Consider the following 20,102-nt stretch of genomic DNA (forward strand, 5'->3'; position numbering starts at 1 on the left):
GGTCGCGGTCATCGCTCCAGTCGCGTGTTGAGAATCCGGGCGATCTGAGCAACCGCGCCCGGTTCGGTCATCGCGAGGTGGGCCGCATCGATGTCGAAGGTCGAGATCCGACCACGAACCACCTGCGCCCACCCCTCGTGACCCGCAGCATCGGATCGCCTGTCCTGTGTCGCGGTGAAATAGAGCATGTCGCTGTCCAGGACCGCGGGCCGCCACGCACTGGCTGCCCGGATCGCCAGGTTGTAGGCGTCGGTCAGGCGCTCGATCCTGGCGGCATCGATGCCCAGGCCGCCCCCGAGGTGCCGTTCGATCAGGTCGGCGGCCTCCTCGGCGGTCGCATCGGCGCTCACGAAATCGACGCCCATGACCGGGCCGAGATTGCTGATCAGCTCTCCGGCCGTGACGGCGCGGACCGTCGACTCGTCGACACCACCCACCTCGGCATCCAGCAGTGCCAGTAGGGCGACCTCTTCACCGGCGGCGCGCATCTCGACGGCAATCGCGTGGGCGATCGCGCCACCCAGCGACCAGCCGAGGAGGTGATAGGGGCCGTGTGGCTGAACCGCGCGAATCTCCTCGAAATAGCGTTCCGCCATTTCCTGGATCGACGTCGGACCGGGGTCCTCGCCGCCGATCTGCGGCGCCTGAATGCCGTAGATCGGCCGACCGTCGGCGAGGTACCGGTCGAATGTGCGGTAACACCACGACAGGCCCAGGGCCGGGTGGATACAGAACAGTGGTGGTCGCTCGCCGCCGGTCCGGATGGGCAGCAGAACGTCGAAGCCGATGTCTGTCCGCTCGACGGTGGTACGGGAGCGCATTCCGGATTCGATCCGCTTCGCCAGGTCGGCCGGGCAGGGATCGGACAACATCCAGCTGATCGGAACCTCGTAGTCGAGTCCCTTGCGCAACTCGCTCACCACTTGCACCGACTTCAGCGAGTTGCCACCCAAGGCGTAGAAGTCGTCGTCGGCGCCCACCCGATCCACACCGAGTACCGTTCCGAAGGCCCGCGCGACCTCCTCTTCCAGCCACGACGAGGGCTCCCTGAACTCTCCCACCGCGAGCGCCGGCTCCGGTAGTCGCGCACGGTCCAACTTGCCCGACACGGTGAGGGGCACCGTGTCGAGCGCCATCACCGTGGTGGGCACCATGTAGTCGGGCAGTTCGCTCGCCGCGTGCGCCAGGACGGCCGCGGTGTCGACCGTCGCGCCCGCGGCGGGCACCACGTAGCCGACGAGGTGGTCAGCCGTACCGGAGGTGTGCACCACGGCGATCGCGCGGGCGACGCCCGGGTGCTCGGCGAGTACGGCCTCGATTTCACCGAGTTCGATACGCAGGCCGCGCAGCTTCACCTGGAAATCGGTGCGGCCCAGGTATTCCAATTCGCCGCTGTGGCGCCAGCGCACCAGGTCGCCCGTGCGGTACAGGCGCCCGCCGTCACCGTACGGGTCGGCCACGAACCGTTCCGCGGTCAGGCCTCGACGTGACTGATAGCCGCGCGCGAGCTGGGCGCCCGCCAGGTACAGCTCCCCGGCGACACCGGGCGGCACCGGATGTAACCGGTCGTCGAGTACGTATGCCCGTGCGTTCCATACCGGTGAGCCGATCGGCATGCTGCCGCTGTCGGATTCGGTCACCCGATGCGCGGTTGCGGCCACGGTGAACTCGGTCGGCCCGTACAGGTTGTGCAACTCGACCCCGGGCATGGTCCGCCGCACCTCGGCCACCACGTCGGGGCCGAATGCCTCACCGCCCACCAGGAGCGTCCGCACCGACTCCAGCGACTCCGCAGGCGCCGCGTCCGCGAACACCGCCAGCATCGACGGTACGAGCGCGGTGATCGTGACCCGCTGGGCGGCAATGGTTTCGGCGAGGTAGGCCAGGTCGGTATGCCCGTCGGCGCGCGCGATCACCAGCCGCGCCCCCATCGCCAGGGTCGTGAACACTTCCCATACCGACATGTCGAACGTGGCCGGGGACTTCTGCAGCACCACGTCGTTCGACGTCAACGCGTAGGTCTCGGCGTGCCACCGCAGCTGGTTCACCACCGAACAATGCGATACCGCAACACCTTTCGGCCGACCGGTCGACCCCGAAGTGAAGAGCACGTAGGCGATGTTGTGCGGTCGCAGCGGTGCGAGCCGATCGGCGTCGGTGACCGGCGCGTCGTCGAATCCGGACAGCTCCAGTCCATCGAGGGACGAGAGCTCCAACACCGGCACAGCGATCGACAGCATGTACTCGATGCGGTCGGCCGGCAGGTCCGGATCGACCGGCACGTACCCACCGCCGGCGGCGTGTACCGCGTACATGGCGGTGACCTGGTCCAGTGAACGCCGCATACGCAGCGCCACCAGCGACTCCGGACCCACTCCACGGCCGATCAACCACCGCGCCAGCCGGTATACGCGAGAAGCGAATTCCGCATAGCTCAGCGACTCTTCGCCGAACATCACCGCGGGCCGGTCCGCATGCGCCCGCACGGAGTCGGCGAAGACCTCGGCGAGTGTCTCGCCCGGAGGAAGCCGGTGATCGGTCGAATTCCACTGCGTCAGAACGGCTTCCCGCTCATCGGTGCCGAGCAGATCCACGTCGTGCACCGGCTGCGTCGAATCGGCCACCAGTGCGCCGAGCAGCCGCAGCAGGCGATCGGCGATCGTGGTCACCGTGGTCGCGTCGAAGAGGTCGCTCGCGTACGTGACCGCGCCGCTGATGCCGGCCGGGGCACCGGTGGAGTCGTAGGAATCCGACACCGTGACCAGCAGATCGAACAGCGCGGTGTCGGTCTCGGCCGTCACGGCCGATATCGAGAGCCCCGGCAGGTCGAATTCGGCCTTGGCGACGTTCTGGAATGCCAGCATCACCTGGAACAGCGGATGATGGGCGTGCGACCGCACCGGATTCAGCTCCTGCACCAGCCGCTCGAACGGCACATCGGCGTGCCCGAACGCGGCCAGATCGGTCCCGCGCACGTGTTCGAGCAGCTGGGTGAACGTCATCGCCGGGGTCAACCGGGTCCGCAGCACCAGGGTGTTGACGAACATCCCGACCAGATCGTCGAGTTCGGGCTCGCCGCGTCCCGCGTACGGAGTGCCGATCGCTATGTCGTCCATGTCGGCCAGCCGGGCCAGCGTGGCCGCCAGTGCCGCGTGGAAGACCATGAACAGCGTCGTGTTGTGTGCTCGCGCGACCTGCTGCAATGCTGCGTGTAGATCGGCACCGACGGTGATCGGTACGGTCGCGCCCGCATAGGTCTGCACGGGCGGCCGCGGCCGGTCGGTCGGTAGCTCCAGCAAGGGCGGGAGTTCCGCCAATTCGAGTGTCCAGTAGTCGATCTGGGCGCGTAGCACCGAATCGGGATCGTGTTCGGTCCCCAGCACCGTCCGCTCCCAGATCGCGTAGTCGGCGTACTGCACCGGCAGCAGCGGCCAGCTCGGTGTGTCCCCGAGCAGGCGTGCGGTGTACGCGGTCATCATGTCCCGGGCCAGCGGGCCGAGCGACGACCCGTCGCAGGAAATGTGGTGCGCCACCACGGCCAGGACCCACTCGTGCTGCCCGAGCTCGAACAACCGGATCCGCAGCGGCGCGTCGACCGTCACATCGAATACCGTCGAGACGAACGCCGACAACGATTCGGCCAGTTCCGATTCCGTCACCTTGGTCGCGGTGATCGGCGGAATCGCCTCGGCTGTGCGCAGGACAACCTGCGACGGCTCGCCCTCGGCATACGGGTAGACGGTCCGCAGTACCTCGTGCCGGTTCAGCACATCCGCGGTCGCCGCGCGCAGCGCGTCGAGATCCAGCTGTCCGGACAGCCGCAGGATGATCGGAATACTGTAGGCGGCCGAGCCGGGCTCGAGCCGGTTCAGGAACCACATCCGTTGCTGTGCGTACGACAGGGGAATGCGCTGCGGCCGTGGCTGTGCGGTCAGCGCCACCCGCCCGGTGTGGGCCTGCGATTCGGCGCGCGCGGCCAACCTCGCGACCGTCGGCGCCTCGAAGATCATCGCCACCGGGACGGTCGCGTCGAGCGCGGCACCGATCCGGGCGGCGACGCGGGTCGCCACCAGGCTGTTGCCACCCAGTTCGAAGAAGTCGTGGTCGGCGCCGATCGGACCGTCGATGCCGAGGACGTCGGCGAACACGCCGGCCACTATCTCCTCCACCGGTGACGCCGGGGCCCGGAATCGCCTGGCCTGCACGACGGGTGCGGGCAGGGCCGCGCGGTCGAGCTTTCCATTCGGCGACAGGGGGATCGCGTCGAGGATCGTCACCGCGGCGGGCACCAGGTACGACGGCAGCATCTCGGCCAGCGCCGCCCGCAACTTCTCGCCCGAGAGACTCATTCCAGTGTCGGGCACCACATAGGACACCAGCTGCGCCGGACCCGTGCCCGTATGCCACGGCGTCGTGATCGCGTATGCCACGTCCGTTTGCGCGCTCAGCGCCGCGTCGATCTCGCCCAACTCGACCCGATAGCCGCGGATCTTCACCTGGAAGTCGTTGCGCCCCAGGAACTCCAGGTCACCGTCGGCATTCCAGCGCACCACATCACCGGTGCGGTACATGCGGCGTCCGGGTTCCCCGAACGGGTGCGCCACGAACCGCGACGCGCTCACCGCCGCCTTGTCCAGGTACCCGCGCGCCAGTGCCGGGCCGGCCAGATACAACTCTCCGGCCACCCCCACCGGAACCGGCTGCAGCCGGGCATCCAGGACCAGCGCCTGGATGCCCTGCAGCGGGGCGCCGATCGTCGGCCGGTCACCCGATCGCAGCCCGCCCGTCGCCGTGGCGACGATCGTGGCCTCGGTCGGCCCGTACAGCTCCCGGAACTTCCGGGCGCCGGCGGGATCGGTTCCCGCCCACCGGTTCACCAGATCCGCCGGGACCTCGTCACCGCCGGACAACACCACCCGCACGTGGTCCAGCCCGGCCGGATCCACCGACGCGAGCGCGGCAGGGGTCATGAAGGCGTGGGTCACCCGCTGTGCGCGCAGGAGCTCGGCCAACTCTCCGCCGCCGTAGATCCCCGTCGGCGCCACGACCAGCGCACCGGCCCGGCCGACCGCCATCAGGGTCTCCAGCAGGGCGGCGTCGAACGACGGCGACGCGAAATGCAGCACCCTGGACGTGCGCCGGAGGTCGAGGTCGGCGCGGAGCGACGAGACGAAGTCGGCGATGCCGGAATGGGTGACGGCGACGCCCTTCGGCACCCCGGTGGATCCGGAGGTGAAGACCACGTAGGCAACGTTCGAGGCCCGGAGCGGACGGAGTCGCTCGTCATCGCCGACCGGGCCGCTCGCCAACCCGTCGATCCGCGCGGCCACGCCCGGGTCGTCGAGCACGATCCAGTCCACCGAATCGGGCATCCCGGCAGCTGCCGACGACACCGTCACGCCCAGCGTCGCACCGGAATCCGACACCATCTGCGCGATCCGGCCTTCGGGATAGGCGGGGTCCACCGGCACGAAGGCCGCACCCGACTTCACCACCGCCCACCACGCGACGACGGACTCCATCGACCGCGCTGCCGCCACCAGCACCGAACTCTCCGGTCCGGCGCCTCGGCTGATCAGCAACCTCGCCAGCCGGCTCGACCGTTCGTCCAGCTGTGCATACGACAACGTGGCATCTCCCGAGACGACGGCGATACCGTCGCCGTTGTCCCGGACGGCCGAGGCGAGCACCTCCGGCAGCAATCCGGACGGCTCCGGCGCCGCCGAGGTGCGTGCCCCGACTCGCGAGGTGAGTGCCGAGCGCTCGTCGGCGTCCAGCCAGTCGATGTCCCCGACCACGACGGCCGGATCGTCGACGACGGCTTCCAGGACCCGCAACAGCCGCCGAGCGATTCCCGCCGCGGTCGCCTCGTCGAAGAGATCCCGCGCATAGCTCATCATTCCCGAGATACCTTGTGCCACACCGGAATCAGACGATTCCGACAGCACCAGTTGCAGATCGAACTGGGTCGCCCCGGTATCCACCTCCGCCCGGGCGACGTGGACATCGGGCAGCGCCACCTCGACGTTCGACAGATTCTGGAACGCCAGGACCACCTGGAACAACGGATGCCGCGCCGCGGATCGCTCCGGCTTCAGCTCCTCCACGATTCGCTCGAACGGCACATCCGCGTGTTCGAAAGCCAGCAGATCGGTGTCCCGGGCGCGCGTCAGCAACTCGGCGAACGGCTCGCCGGCATCCACCCGGGTCCGCAATGCCAGCGTGTTCACGAACATCCCGACCAGCTCGTCCAGGCCGGGCTCGCCCCGCCCCGCGACCGGGGTGCCGATCACGACGTCATCGGTGTTGCCGAGCCGCCCCAAAACCGTTGCCAGCGCGGCATGCATCACCATGAACAGCGACGATCCCCGCGACCGTGCCAGCGCGAGCAGTTGCTCGTGCAGCCTCGCGCCGATCTCCAGCGGTACCCGGCCTCCCGACAGCGATGCGACGGCCGGGCGTGGCCGGTCCGCCGGTAGGTCCAGCCGGTCCGGTGCGCCGGCGAGCGTCGAGCGCCAGAAGTCCAGCTGGGTGGACATCAACGACGCCGGGTCGTCTGCGGCCCCGAGCATCTGCCGTTGCCACCACGCGAAGTCCGCGTACTGCACCGCAAGTGGCTCCCACTCCGGCGCGTGCCCGGCCAGGCGCGCGGCATACGCCACCATCACGTCATGGGCCAGTGGGCCCATCGACTGACCATCGCCGGCGATGTGATGGACCACCAGCACCAGCAGGAATTCTCCTGTGTCACTGCCGGGTTCGGCGTCGAGCTCGAACAATCCCACTCGCATCGGCACTCGGGTGGTCACATCGAATCCACGTCGCACGAACTCGCCCACCACATCCGGGACCGCATCCGCCGGTACCCGCACCGGCTCCACCGGCACCGCGGGCTCGTCGAAAACGACCTGCCGCGGCTCACCGGAGACTTCCGGATAGATCGTCCGCAATACCTCGTGCCGTCCGACCACGTCCGCGAGCGCGGCCGCCAGCGCTTCGGTATTCAGCCGCCCCGACAACCGCAGCATCACCGGAATGTTGTAGGCCGGGGAATCCGGCTCGAACCGGTTCAGGAACCACATCCGCTGCTGCGCCAGCGACAGCGGCACGGGGTCGGGGTGCACTCCGGACACCAGGGGCAACCGGCCCCCATCGCCGAGTGACCCGGCGCGCGCGGCCAATTCGGCGACGGTCGGCGCCTCGAAAACCGATCGCACCGGCACTCGCACGTTCAGGGCCGCACCCAGGCGCCCCACCACCAGCGAGGCGCTCAGCGAATCGCCGCCCAGCGCGAAGAAGTCGTCGTCGGCGCCCACTCCGTCCACATCGAGCACCTGCTCGAATGTTCGCGCGACCAACTCTTCCACCCCTGGTGCCGGTGCCCGGAACTCGCGCGCGACGGCAACCGGCTCGGGCAACCGCTCGCGATCCAGCTTCCCGTTGGCGGTCAGCGGTACCTCGTCCAGCACGATCACCGCGGCCGGCACCATGGTCCGGGGCAGCGTCTCGGCCAGTGCCGCACGCAACTCCGCGCCCGATACCTCGAAACCGGTCGCGGGCATGACATAGGACACCAGCTGCACCGACCGGCCGTCCTCGCGGCGCGGCACGGTGACCGCGTATGCCACATCCGCACGCGCGCCCAGCGCCGCGTCGATCTCCCCGAGCTCGATTCTGGTGCCGTGCACCTTGACCTGAAAATCGTTGCGTCCCAGGAATTCCAACTCGCCATCGGCGCTGCGGCGCACCACGTCACCGGTGCGGTACATGCGCTGACCCGGCCCCTCGAACGGGCATGCGACGAACCGCGCCGCGGTCAACCCCGTCCTGGCGACGTAGCCATCGGCCAGACCGGCGCCGAACAGGTACAGCTCGCCCGCGATACCGTCCGGTACGGGTCGCAGCCAGGTATCCAGGACCACGGCCGCGACGGTACCGACCGGCCTGCCGATCGTGATCGCGGCACCGGGCGCCAGCGCAGCGCTGGTGGTAGCCCAGATCGTGGTCTCGGTCGGCCCGTACAGATTGACCATGGTGCGGTTCGGCCCCCACCGATCGACCAGTTCGGTCCCGACCGGCTCACCGGCTGCCGCGAGCACTCGCAGCCCGTCGAGACCGTCGGGCGAGACCGTCGCCAGCGCCGAGGGTGTCACGATGGCGTGCGAAATACGTTCATGCGCAATCAGATCCGCCAATTGGGGGCCGGCGTAGATCTCGGCGGGAGATACGACCAGCCGGCCGCCCGAACCGTGCGCCATCAACAACTCGAACACCGAGGCGTCGAAGCTGGGCGAGGCGACCTGCAGGACCACCGACATCGGGTCGGCGCCGAACAGTCGCCGTTGCGCCGCGACGATTTCGGCCAGGCCGCGATGGCTGATGAGTACGCCCTTGGGCGTTCCGGTCGACCCGGAGGTGTAGCTCACGTAGGCGATCTGATCCCGCCGGATCGGCCCGCCGCGTTCGGCATCGGTGATCGGCAGGGCGGGCGCCGTGTCGGCGGTGCCGAGCGCCGAGTCGGCGGTGCCGAGCGCCTGGTCCTCGTCGAGGATCAGCCAATCGACTCCGTCGGGAGGACGTTGCCCGGCGGACGTATCGGTCAGTCCGAGCACGGTTCCCGAGTCGGACAGCAGAAATTCGATCCGCTCCGGGGGCAGGGCCGGATCGATCGGCAGGAATGCGGCACCGGTCTTCGCCACGGCCCACAGGGTGACGGTCGCCGCCAGGGAACGCGGAAGCACGGAGGCGACGACCTGTCCCCGCCGGGCGCCGTGCCGCAGCAGGATCCGGGCCAGACGGGTGGATCGCTCGTCGAGCCCGCGGTAGGTCATGGTGGTCGTGCCGTATCGCACGGCGATCGCGTCGGGATCGGCGGCAGCGGAGGCGGCGAGTATCCGGTCCAGCGTGTTCGGGATCGTAGCTTCCGCACGGAAATCCGGCCACGATGGCCGCGGTTCCTCGTCGAGCGGTAGCTCACCGAGTCGCGTATCGGCGTTCGCGGCGAACCGGCACAGCAACTCGACGAAGCGGTCGAGGATGCGGCGCGCCGAGACGGTGTCGAATTCACGGTCGTGGAACCGGAGGGTGATCCGCAGTCCTCGTGGCTCGCCGTGCTCGGATTGCGTGGGTTCCACGATCAGGCTCAGCGGGTACGGTGTCGCGTCCAGTTCACTGAGTTCGTTCACCCGCAGGCCCGCCGAATCGACGAGCTGTTGCAGTGCCGTCCGGTCGACGGGAAACGACTGGAAGGTGAGGGCGGTGTCGAAGAGTGCGGGCAGGCCGGCGCTGCGGTGGATCTCGGGCAGGCCGATGTGGTGATGCTCCAGCATGCGGGCGTGCCGCGCCTGAATGCCGATCAGCAACTCGCGGACCGTCATCGTGGGTTCGAGCGGGACGCGCACGGGAATCGTATTCAGGAACATGCCGAGCGCTTGATCGACCAGCGGCAGTTCCGGGGGGCGGCCCGACACCGAGGAACCGAAGATCACATCGGTCTCGCCGGTGAGTACACGCAGATTCAGGGCCCAGGCCGCGGCCACGGCCGTATTGATGGTGACGGCCGTCTCCGCCGCCACGCGACGGAGTGCTCCGAAACGATCCGCCGTCACCTCGGCCCCGACCTCGGCGGCGGATACCTCGCCCGCCGCGTCGGCGTCGCGGGACACCCGGGTGGGTGCATCGACATCCGAAAAGTCTTGCGCCCATGCCGCTTTGGATGCGTCGCTGTCCTGCCGACCCAGCCAGGCCAGATAGTCGCGGTAGGAGGGCGCGGGTCCGGCGGAGTCGATATGTTCGGGAGATCCGTAGTAGTCGAGCAGTTCTCGCATCAGAAGCGGCATCGACCAGCCGTCCAGGATCACATGATGATTCGTGACCAGCAGCCGGAAGGACTCCGCATCGAGACGGATGAGCGTCAAGCGCAGCAGCGGGGGAGCCGACAGGTCGAATCCCGCCGCCGCGTCCGCCGCGGCAATCGATTCCGGGTCTGCCGGGGATTCCGCATCGCCGCCATCGGCGAGATCGATCTCCCGGAAGTCGATTTCGGCATGGTCCAGCACGATCTGGCACGGCCCGGCCGACGTCTCCGCGAAGGCGGCCCGCAGGATGTCGTGCCGGTCGACCACGGCCTGAGCGGCACGCCGCAGGCGCTCACCGTCGACCGCGCCGGAAAATCCGATCATCGTCTGGACGGTGTAGTTGTCCGCCGCATCCGGATCGAACGTCGAGTCGAAGTGCATCCCGGATTGCATGGGCGACAACGGCCATACGTCCGACAGCGCGGGGTACTGCCGCTCGAGCCGATCGATGTCCTGCTGCGTGAGCGCGACGAGCGAAGAATCCGAGGCGCGATACGCGTGATCGGTTTTACGGAGTCGCGGGGGTTCCTCGATGGTCTCCGGAGCCGCATCGCCGCCCGCCATCACGGCGAGAGCGGCAACTGTTTTGCCTTCGAACACATCTCGCGGCGTGAGCGTGAGCCCGGCGGATCTCGCCAGCGCCACCAGCCGCATCGAGACGATGCTGTCCCCACCGAGGGCGAAGAAGTTGCTGTCGGCGGACACGGTGTCGAGATGGAGCACATCGGCGAAGAGTTTCGCCACGACTCGCTCCGTCGGCGTCGACGGTGCTCTGCCGCCCGTGGCGCCGGCATCGAAGGCGCGCTGCTGCAAGGCTTTCCGATCGATCTTGCCCGTGGGCGTGCGCGGCATCTCCTCGAGCCGCACGATCGCCGCGGGATTCATATAGCGCGGCAGCCTGCCCGCGAGATCGCCTTCGATGGCCGCCACATCGACGGCAGCGCCCGGCGCGGAGACGACATAGGACACCAGAACCGGTTCGCCGGCAGGCCCTTTCACCGCCACGGTGGCGACGCTCGCCACGTCCGGGCGCCGGGCCACGTGCGCATCGATTTCCCCCGGCTCGATCCGCAGGCCGTGAATCTTGACCTGCTGATCGCAGCGGCCCAGGTATTCCAGTGCCAACCCGGCGGGTCCGCGCACCCAGCGCACGGAATCACCGGTGCGGTAGATCCGCTCGCCGCGGGTGGATCGCGGATCCGCGACGAAGCGGGACGCGGTCACGCCCCGTCGACCGACGTATCCGCGGGCGAGTCCGGGCCCGCCGATATAGAGTTCGCCCGCGACACCGACCGGCACCGGTCGCAGCCACGGGTCGAGCACCATCGCGGACGCGCCCCGGATCGGGCCACCGATCGTCACCGGGGCGCCGGGTGCGAGGACATCCGACCCCGTTGCCCAGATCGTGCACTCGGTCGGTCCGTAATGGTTCATCAGCCGTCGCCCCGGGGCCCACCGGTTCACGGTGTCCGGCCCGACTGCTTCACCGACGACCGCGAGCGATGTCAGCGATGGTATCCGGGAAGGATCCATGGTGTTGAGCACGGACGGGGTGATGATCGCGTGCGAAACCTGCTGCGACCGAAGCAATTCCTCGAGTTCGGTCCCGGCGAACACCTCCGGCGGGGCCACCACGAGACAGGCGGCGCTGCTGTGCGCCAACAGCAACTCCGCTACGCAGGCGTCGAATCCCGGCGACGCGACCTGCAACACCACCGAATCCGGAGTCGGCGCGAAGGCGTCGGCCTGCGCCGCGACCAGATCGGCCAGACCTCGATGGCTGAGGTGGACGGCCTTCGGTGTGCCGGTCGATCCGGACGTGTAGATCACGTATGCCGCATTGTCGGCCGACAGGCTGTCGTGCCCGGCCACGCCGGACGGGTGGGGGAGACCCTCGTGAGCGTCCGATGCGGAAGCGTCCAGGATCAACCAGTCGACGGTATCCGGAAGCTGCTGTGCCACAGCGCTTGTCGTCACACCCAGCGTGGTCCGCGAGTCGGACAGCAATTCCCCGATCCGCGCGGCGGGATTGCCGGGATCCAACGGCAGGAAGGCGGCACCTGTTTTCGCCACCGCCCAGATCGCGACGACGAGTTCGGCCGAGCGGGGCAGGGCCAAGGCGACGATCGACTCGGCGCGAGCGCCGCGGCCGACCAGCAGGCGAGCGAACGCGTCGGCGCGACGCTCCAGCTCACGATAGGTCCACGTGGTGTCACCGCCCCGGACAGCCACGGCATCCGGATACCTCCGCGCCGTCCCCGACAGGATGTCGCGGAGCACGAGTTCCGCGGCCGGCTGCTCGCTTCCGACCGAAAGCAGTTGCGCGCGTTCGGAATCCCAGCAGGAGGAGATCGAGGAGACCTTCCGGCCGGGATCGCCGACGATCTGCATGAGCAGCAACTCGAATCGTTCGAGCAGCGTGCGGGCCTCGTACGAGTCGAATCGATCGGTGGCGAATTTCAGTGTCACCGTGTAGGTTCCGGGCTCGTCGGTGTCCGGTCCGCCGTCGCGACTCGACCGCGGCGGGGTCACCTGCAGGCTCAGCGGATACGGCGTGGCATCGTGCGCGACGATCTCGACGAGCCGTAATCCGGCGTCGGAGAGATCGTGTGCCAGCAGTTCCCGGTCGAACGGATAGGACTCGAGCACCGTTGCGGTATCGAACATGTCGGTGATGCCGGCGGCCCGCTGCAGATCCGCCAAGCCGATGTGCTGATGATCCAGCATCGCCGCCTGCTCGGATTGCACCCGGACGAGCAGGTCGCCCACGGTCTCGTCGGGTTCGAGCCGGACGCGGACGGGCAGCGTGTTGACCATGAGCCCGACCATGCGCTCGACATCCGGAATCCGCGGCGGGCGGTTCGACACCGTATTTCCGAACACCACGTCCGGCCGTCCGGCCTGGACGGCCACCAGCAATGCCCACGCCACGTGCAGGGCCGTGTTGGGGGTGACGCCATGCGAGCGGCCGAGATCGAGAATCGCAGCGGTGGTCGCGGCGTCGAGGTTCAGGCCGACTTCGTCGGCGTGCGCGGTGACGGTCCGATCCGGCCCGTTCGTGACCCGCGTCGGACTGTCGATTCCGGCGAGCATCTCCCGCCACGCGGCGGTCGCGGCGTCTCGGTCCTGAGCCTGCAGCCACTGCAGATACTCACGGTACGAACGAGGGGGCGCGAGCTGGGCCGTATCGCAGTCGGATATGTACAACGCGAGTAATTCGTGGATCAGCAGTGGCATCGACCAGCCATCGAGGACGAGGTGGTGGTTGGTGACCAGCAACTGGAACATATCGACGCCGGTGCGGACGAGGTGGAAACGCACCAGCGGCGGGCGGGCCGGATCGAACGGAGCCGCGGCCGCCGTCGCGAGTCGCCGCAGTGCTTCCGCCTGCCGGCCGACACCGCTGAGATTCGACTCGCCCCAATCGACCGTCGTGTCGCGCAATACGATCTGCCGTGGCCCATCGTCACTCTCGACGAAGGCGGTCCGCAGACTGTCGTGCCGGTCGATGAGCACCTGCGCGGCCCGCCGCATCCGGTCCCCATCCACCTGCCCGGCGAACGTCAGCGCCGCCTGCACGATGTAGCCGTCGACGCCGTCCGGATCGTAGATCGTGTGGAACAGCAGGCCGGACTGCAAGGCGGTGAGCGGCCACACATCGGTCATCGACGGGTACTCCCGCAGCCAGCGGTCGACATCGTCCTGCGATACCGCGGTGAGCGGGAAGTCGGATGGCGTGAAGCTGTAGGTGGTTCCGGACCGCACGTGATCGGCCAGCGCCCCCAGGGCTCGAGCCCACAGTCCGGCGAGCTCGTCGACCTCCTCACCCGTCAACACCTGTGAGGCGAACTCCCAGGTCGCGGCCAGTTCGAGCCCGTCGTGGCCACCTTCGGCGATCGCATTGATATCGAGCACGGCCGGCAGCGCCATCGCCGGATCGCTCGTCGCGGTCAGTGCGGTGAATTCGGTGGTGGGTGCCCAGGGCCCCGAGCGTTCACCGGAACCCACCCGCCCGAGGTAGTTGAAGCTGACCTGAGGTTCGGGCAGGTCTGCGAGCTCGGCGCGCGCCTGGGAATCGAGATGACGCAGTACCTGATAGCCGATGCCGTTGCCGGGCACCGCGCGCAGCTGCTCCTTCACCTGCCTTATCGCCAGTCCCGCACTCACGCCGCCGGCCAGCGCATCATCGAGATCGACGTTCTCCCAGTCGATCCGGACCGGGAAGCGGGTGGTGAACCAGCCGACGGTGGCGCTCGGATCGGCGCCGGGTACGGCCGACTCCTCGCGGCCGTGTCCTTCCAACGAGATCAACTCTCCGGCCGCCTCGGCGGTACCACGCCTGCGCCGCCACTCACCGAGGGCGAGCACCAGAGCCGCCACCAGCGGATCGTTGGCACTGCAGTGGAAGCGGTCCGGAATGGTGGTGAGCACCGCCTCGGCAACCGCTGCCGGGATACGCTGATCGACCCGGCCCGCCGTGGCCCCGATGTCACGGTCCGGGATCAGACGACGCGATCCGAGTAGCTGATCGCCGCGCTCGAGGACGTCTTTCCACAGGTCGAGCTCCGCCGCCCGCCTGCCCGGCGCCTGCTCGACCAAGCCGTGCGCCCACCGCCGAAACGAGGTGGTGAGCGGGCCGAAATGCGGCTCGCCGCCGGCGGAGACCTGCGCCCAGGCCTGCGCGAGGTCGGTGAGGATGATGCGCCACGACACCGCGTCGACGGCGAGATGGTGGATCACCAGCCACATCAGGTCGGGCCCCGAGCCGCTGCGATCCTGAATCCAGACGGCCTGCACGAGCGCACCGTTGCCCGGGTCCAATCGATCCGCGGCTCGGTTCAGGTGCCGGTCGACTTCGGCGGCGTCACGTCGATCGATCCGGACTTCGACGAGCGCGGCCTCCGGGTCGACCGCTTCCCGATCGAGTACCTCGACGAACCGATCGGCCGAATCGCCACCGCGCAATACCGCGCGCAGCATGTCGTGGCGGTCCAGCAGGAATCCCAGCGCGCGCACCAGACCCGCTCGATCGACCCCCTCGGGCAGCTGCACCAGCGCGGCCTGCGCAAATCGGTCGTAATGACCCCGATCGAGCATGGCGTGCATGATCGGCGACAACGGCATCGGTCCGACGCCGCCACCGGGCAACTCGGCCAAGCCGGGAGTATCGCCGACTTCCGTCGCCGTGGCCGCCAGGCCCGCAACGGTCTTGTGCACGAACACGTCCTGTGTGGAGAAGCTCAGGCCTTCGGCCTTGGCCCCCGCCACCAGCCGGATCGACAGAATGCTGTCACCGCCGAGGGCGAAGAAGCTGTCGTCCGCCCCGACCCGGGGCACGCCGAGCACCTCGGTGAACAACCGTGCGATCGTCTTTTCCCGGGCCGTGGCCGGTGCCCGCCCGACCGGCGCGGTCCCGAATTCGGGCTTCGGCAGAGCGCGGCGATCGAGCTTGCCGAAGGCGTTCACCGGGAGGCTGTCCAACGGCAGGACCACCGCCGGGACCATGTGCGGCGGTAGCGAATCGCGAGCGAAGCGCAGGATTTCGACCGGATCGATCCGACGGCCGCTGACCGGGACGACATAGGACGCCAGCACGGTCGTGCCGACGTTGTTCTGCACCGGCACCGTGACGCACAGATCCACGTCGTCGTGTGTGGTGAGCGCGGCGTCGACTTCACCCGGCTCGATCCGGTATCCGCGGATCTTGATCTGGAAGTCGCTGCGGCCCATCAACTCCAGCGTCGTCTCGCCGTTCTCGCCGGTCCAGCGCGCGATGTCGCCGGTACGGTACATGCGCGCGCCGGTGCCGCCGTACGGATCGGCGACGAACCGGGCGGCGGTTTCGACGAAGAGATGGCTGTATCCCCGGGCCAATCCCGGCCCGGCGAGGTACAACTCGCCCGCGGTGCCCCTGGGCACCGGCTGCAGCGTCCGGTCCAGCACCATGGCCGAGACGCCACGGATGGGGCCACCGACCGTGTGGGCGTGGCCGGGTCTCAGCATGGCGCCGGCGGCGGTCACGGTGGATTCGGTGGGACCGTATTCGTTGTACATGGACGCCGACAGGGTCCACCGTTCGACGAGGTGTGGTGGGCATACGTCGCCCCCGACCACGACCACCTGCACGTCGGTCGGCAGCTGCGGGTCGACCGTGGCCAGCATGGTGGGCGTCAGCGTCAGGTGGGTCACGTGCTCATCGGCCAGCAGTTGCGTGAGCGACTCACCGCCGGTCACCTCGGGCGGCACGATCACCAATGTGGATCCGTTCGCGAAGCAGGTCAGAAACTGTTCCAGGGAGGCGTCGAAACTGGGCGAGAGGGCATAGGACACACGGGATTTCGTGTCGATGCCGTACGTGGCGGCGCGATCGGCAACGAGATTCGCGAGGCCGGTGTGGGTGACCTGGACGCCTTTCGGCGCTCCGGTGGATCCCGAGGTGTAGGTCGTATAGGCGACGTTGGACGGTCGTAATGGGCGGATGCGGTCCTCATCGGAAATCGGCCCGCTCGCGGTGTCGCATTCGGCCAGGGTTGCGGGGTCGTCGAGAATCACATGGTGGATCCCCCGCGGGAGCCGCTCGCGCAGGGCGTCGACCGTGATCGCCACGGTCGCGCCGCTGTCGGCAACCATGTGGTCTATCCGCTTCGACGGGTACTCGGGGGCCAGCTGGACGAACGCCGCCCCGCTCTTCGCGACCGCCCATGTCGCCACGACCGATTCGACCGAGCGTCGCAGCATGATCGCCACCGCTGTGTCCGGACCACACCCCAGAGCGATCAGATGCCGGGCCAGCTGCGAGGATCTGGTGTCCAGCTCGCCGTACGTCATCGTCTTGCCGCCCGAGACGATCGCGCACCCGCTACTGTTCCGGCGCGCGCTCTCGGTGAGAATCTCTGGGAGCAGCCGTGTTTCGACCGCGCTGGGCCCTCGCACAGGTAGTAGCGCAGAGCGTTCCTGAATTTCGAGTAGCGGCAGTCTGCTGACCTTGCATTCCGGTCCGCCTGCGAGGAATTCGTGCATGAACATGCGGAACCGTCGATGGTGATCAGTGAGCTCTTCAGGGCTGTACGAATTCGGATTCCCCTGGAAGTCGATATGGGTGCTCTCTCTGCCCGCGCCCGGGTAGATATTGACGAAGAGGTCGGCGGTAGGTCCTGAGGTGAGGACGTGCAGGCGGCCTGTCGTGTTGCCCAGTACAACCTCGTTCTCGACCATCATGAGGTTCACGGCCGGCCCGAATGATGCCGCCTCGTCGCGCGCAATCCCCATGTCATGGAATATGTCCTCTTGGCGGTAGCGCTGCCGCCGGAGTGCACTGGTCAACTCGCTTTTCACCGCGGCGATCAGTTCACCGACGCTTTGGCCGGCGACCTGTACTCGCAGCGGGACCACATTTGCCACCATCCCCCCGGAACGGCGCAGCACCGCAGAGTGCCGCCCCGACACGGGCAGGCTCAGCAATACTTCATCGCTTCCGGTCATCCGCGCGAGATAAGCCGCGAACGCCGCGACGATGATCGGAGTCACGCTCGACTCGTGCTCGAGCGCGACGTTTTCGAGTAGCTGCGCGGTGTCGTCCGCCAGCTCTGTGCTGACCAGCGTGGGATGAATGGTGGGTTTGCTCACGCGGTCGGCCAGGCTGACGACGGGAGGCGCGCCCGCCAGGTGCTCCATCCAGTGTTTGCGGTCATTGTCGAGACGCGTCGAATCGCGGTACGCCAGATCTTGCTCGACGACTTCCCGCAGGTCCTGTGCCTGGCACGGCGCCGCCTCCTCGGACTTCACCCAAGCGTTGTACAGCTCGGTCATCCGATGCAGCATTGTTACCGCGGCGAATCCGTCGAGCGCGATGTGGTGTGCGCGCTGATACCACAGGTAATGGTCCTCACCGACCTGGAACACGATGCTCGTCATGAGGTGGTCGTTCAGCAGGTCCAGTGGGGCGGAATAATCCTCGACCATCATTCTGTGCGCAGTCGCAACGGGATCGACGTGCCGGCGCAGGTCCATGACCGACGCCGGGCCGCCATTTTCCTCGTCGACGAACTGGCAGGGCTCTCCGTCGACCTCGATCAGGCGCATATGTCCCGATCCGAACTCCCGACCGGCGGTTCTGCATGCCTCGGCAAGTAGTTCCGCATCCAACTCGCCGACGATCTCGACGTATTGGGCGACAGATATCGGCGTGGATTCCGCGAGATGCTGCGCAAACCAGATTCCCCGCTGCGCCGACGTCAGCGGGAGAATATCGGCCGGCGATGCATTACTGCTGGGCGTGCTGGAACTGTTACCCGAATGTGTGTGCCTGGAGGATTGACTGGAGGATTGAAATGTGCCGGTTGGCAACGATTTGGAACGGTCGGGATTGCCTTCGCTGCCACTCTTCGATTGGCGCATTTCGACCTCCGCAAAATGTTGTTCATTTCAGGAACTCAAAACGCCCGAGGACCGGCGGATACGCTGTCGCGCGCCGGTCCGGGGACCACGAACGAGGCCAGGGCGGGGACGATTTCCAACACCCGCATAGTGCTGAATACGTCGAGTCCGCCGCCAAGATCATTACAGCCGATGCCGACCGATTCGGGGCGCATTACGCCGACGGCTAATTTCCGGCCACCAGTTGCGGCACCTTCGACCGCCGCTCGACCGTCGACCGGTACACGATGGCAACATCCCCGACCCCGCTATCACCCCCGACTCCTCGACGAACGGTCCAGTACGTCAACGACCCCAGCGTCGACCACACCCCGTCGCAGACGCCGCTGTACCGACCGGCAAGCCACCTTCCCCGGCGGTCCCTCCGCCGACGCAACCCCGCGCACCACCGTCTGCTCCGTTGCAGCTTCGACTGAGGCCATGCCGGACATCCCTACTTCAAAAGCGACTGTCCATTATGATTCGACGCCGACGCCGCAACCGATTGGTCTCTCGACCAAAATTTTTGAAACAGATGCACTCCAGTCATGTGTGCCCACGTTGTCCTGGGCGACACGCCGGAAGCTCCCCTCTCCGACGGCATTGATCGGCGATGACGGGACGGTCAGCGAACGGCCTGCAATCGCTGGTCGTCTGGATCGTCACCCCCCGGCGCACCACGGCCGCCGGGCGGCCTTGCACGGCGACCTCGATCGACTGGCCCGGCTCGCGGAGCAATCCGTCGCTCACGAGGGGTGAGCGACGGCGACGGCTCCACGCCGCCGAGGTCTTCCCTCCCGCGGCCGCAGGCGACCGCTTATCGACGGCTGGCGGCGCCGGTGAGCCGTCAGCAGTTTCAGGGCCATACCTCATTCCACTGTTTCAATCAATGATTGAAACAGTGATTGAAGACATGCTTAGCTGCCCTCATGACCGAGAAGCTCTCAATGGAAAGCCCGAGCATGAACAAGCGAGTCGCGGGCAAGGTGGCCCTTGTCAGCGGAGGCGCGCGTGGCATGGGCGCGGCGCATGCCCGTGCTCTGGTCGAGCACGGAGCCGGCGTGGTGGTCGGCGACCTGCTCGAGACCGAAGGCAGGGCGCTGGTTGCCGAATTGGGTCCGGCGGCTCGCTTCGTCCACCTGGACGTGACCGACCCCGAGCACTGGAAGCGGGCCGTGAGTGTCGCCGTCGAGGAGTTCGGTTCGCTGACCGTCCTGGTGAACAATGCCGGAATCGTCAACGGCAACACCATCGTCGACTTCGAACTGGCGGCCTGGCAGCAGATCGTCGACATCAATCTGACCGGTACCTTCCTCGGCATCCAGGCCGCGGCCACGGCGATGATGAATGCCGGCATCGGGTCGATCGTCAATATCTCGTCGGTCGAGGGCCTGCGCGGCAGCGTCGGACTGCATGGCTACACCGCCACCAAGTTCGCGGTCCGTGGATTGACCAAATCGGCCGCACTCGAGCTGGCGCAGCACAACATTCGCGTGAACTCGGTCCACCCCGGCATGGTGCGCACACCGATGACCGAGGGCATCCCCGAGGACTTCCTGCAGATCCCGCTCGGCCGCGCCGCCACCGCCGACGAGGTCGCCAATCTCGTCGTCTACCTGGCCAGCGACGAATCCAGCTACACGACCGGCGCGGAGCACGTCATCGACGGCGGACTGATCGTCGGCGTCCCGCACAAGACGCTCGGATGACGCTGCTACCCAACGGATTCGAGGATTTGATTCATGACCAACGCTGTTGATCTGCAGGCTCTGGCCGCGCAGGTGGCCGGGAAGCTGACCGGGCCGGGTGGGCCGTTCGAGATGACGGTCG

The 20,102-nt window shown here is 67.8% G+C and carries 2 protein-coding genes; one reads left to right on the top strand and one right to left on the bottom strand.

Annotated elements, in window-relative coordinates; all coding sequences use genetic code 11:
• Window positions 1–8: 8 nt before the first annotated feature.
• Window positions 9–18,254, bottom strand: coding sequence for an amino acid adenylation domain-containing protein (locus ACFXN1_RS43675; protein ID WP_379444511.1), 18,246 nt, complete (start codon window positions 18,252–18,254; stop codon window positions 9–11).
• 980 nt (window positions 18,255–19,234) lie between these two features.
• Here ACFXN1_RS43675 and ACFXN1_RS43680 point away from each other — a divergent pair.
• The gene (locus ACFXN1_RS43680) at window positions 19,235–19,981 is read left to right on the top strand and encodes a glucose 1-dehydrogenase (RefSeq protein ID WP_379444510.1); all 747 of its coding nucleotides are present in this window, start codon (window positions 19,235–19,237) and stop codon (window positions 19,979–19,981) included.
• Window positions 19,982–20,102: the final 121 nt, after the last annotated feature.

The sequence above is a fragment of the Nocardia sp. NPDC059154 genome (assembly GCF_042755705.1).
In the GTDB taxonomy this organism is placed as follows: domain Bacteria; phylum Actinomycetota; class Actinomycetes; order Mycobacteriales; family Mycobacteriaceae; genus Nocardia.

What these genes read in the sequence shown, in the direction of transcription:
- ACFXN1_RS43675 (WP_379444511.1), bottom strand. Translation starts at nt 18,254, where the DNA reads ATGCGCCAATCGAAGAGTGGCAGCGAAGGCAATCCCGACCGTTCCAAA.
- ACFXN1_RS43680 (WP_379444510.1), top strand. Translation starts at nt 19,235, where the DNA reads ATGAACAAGCGAGTCGCGGGCAAGGTGGCCCTTGTCAGCGGAGGCGCG.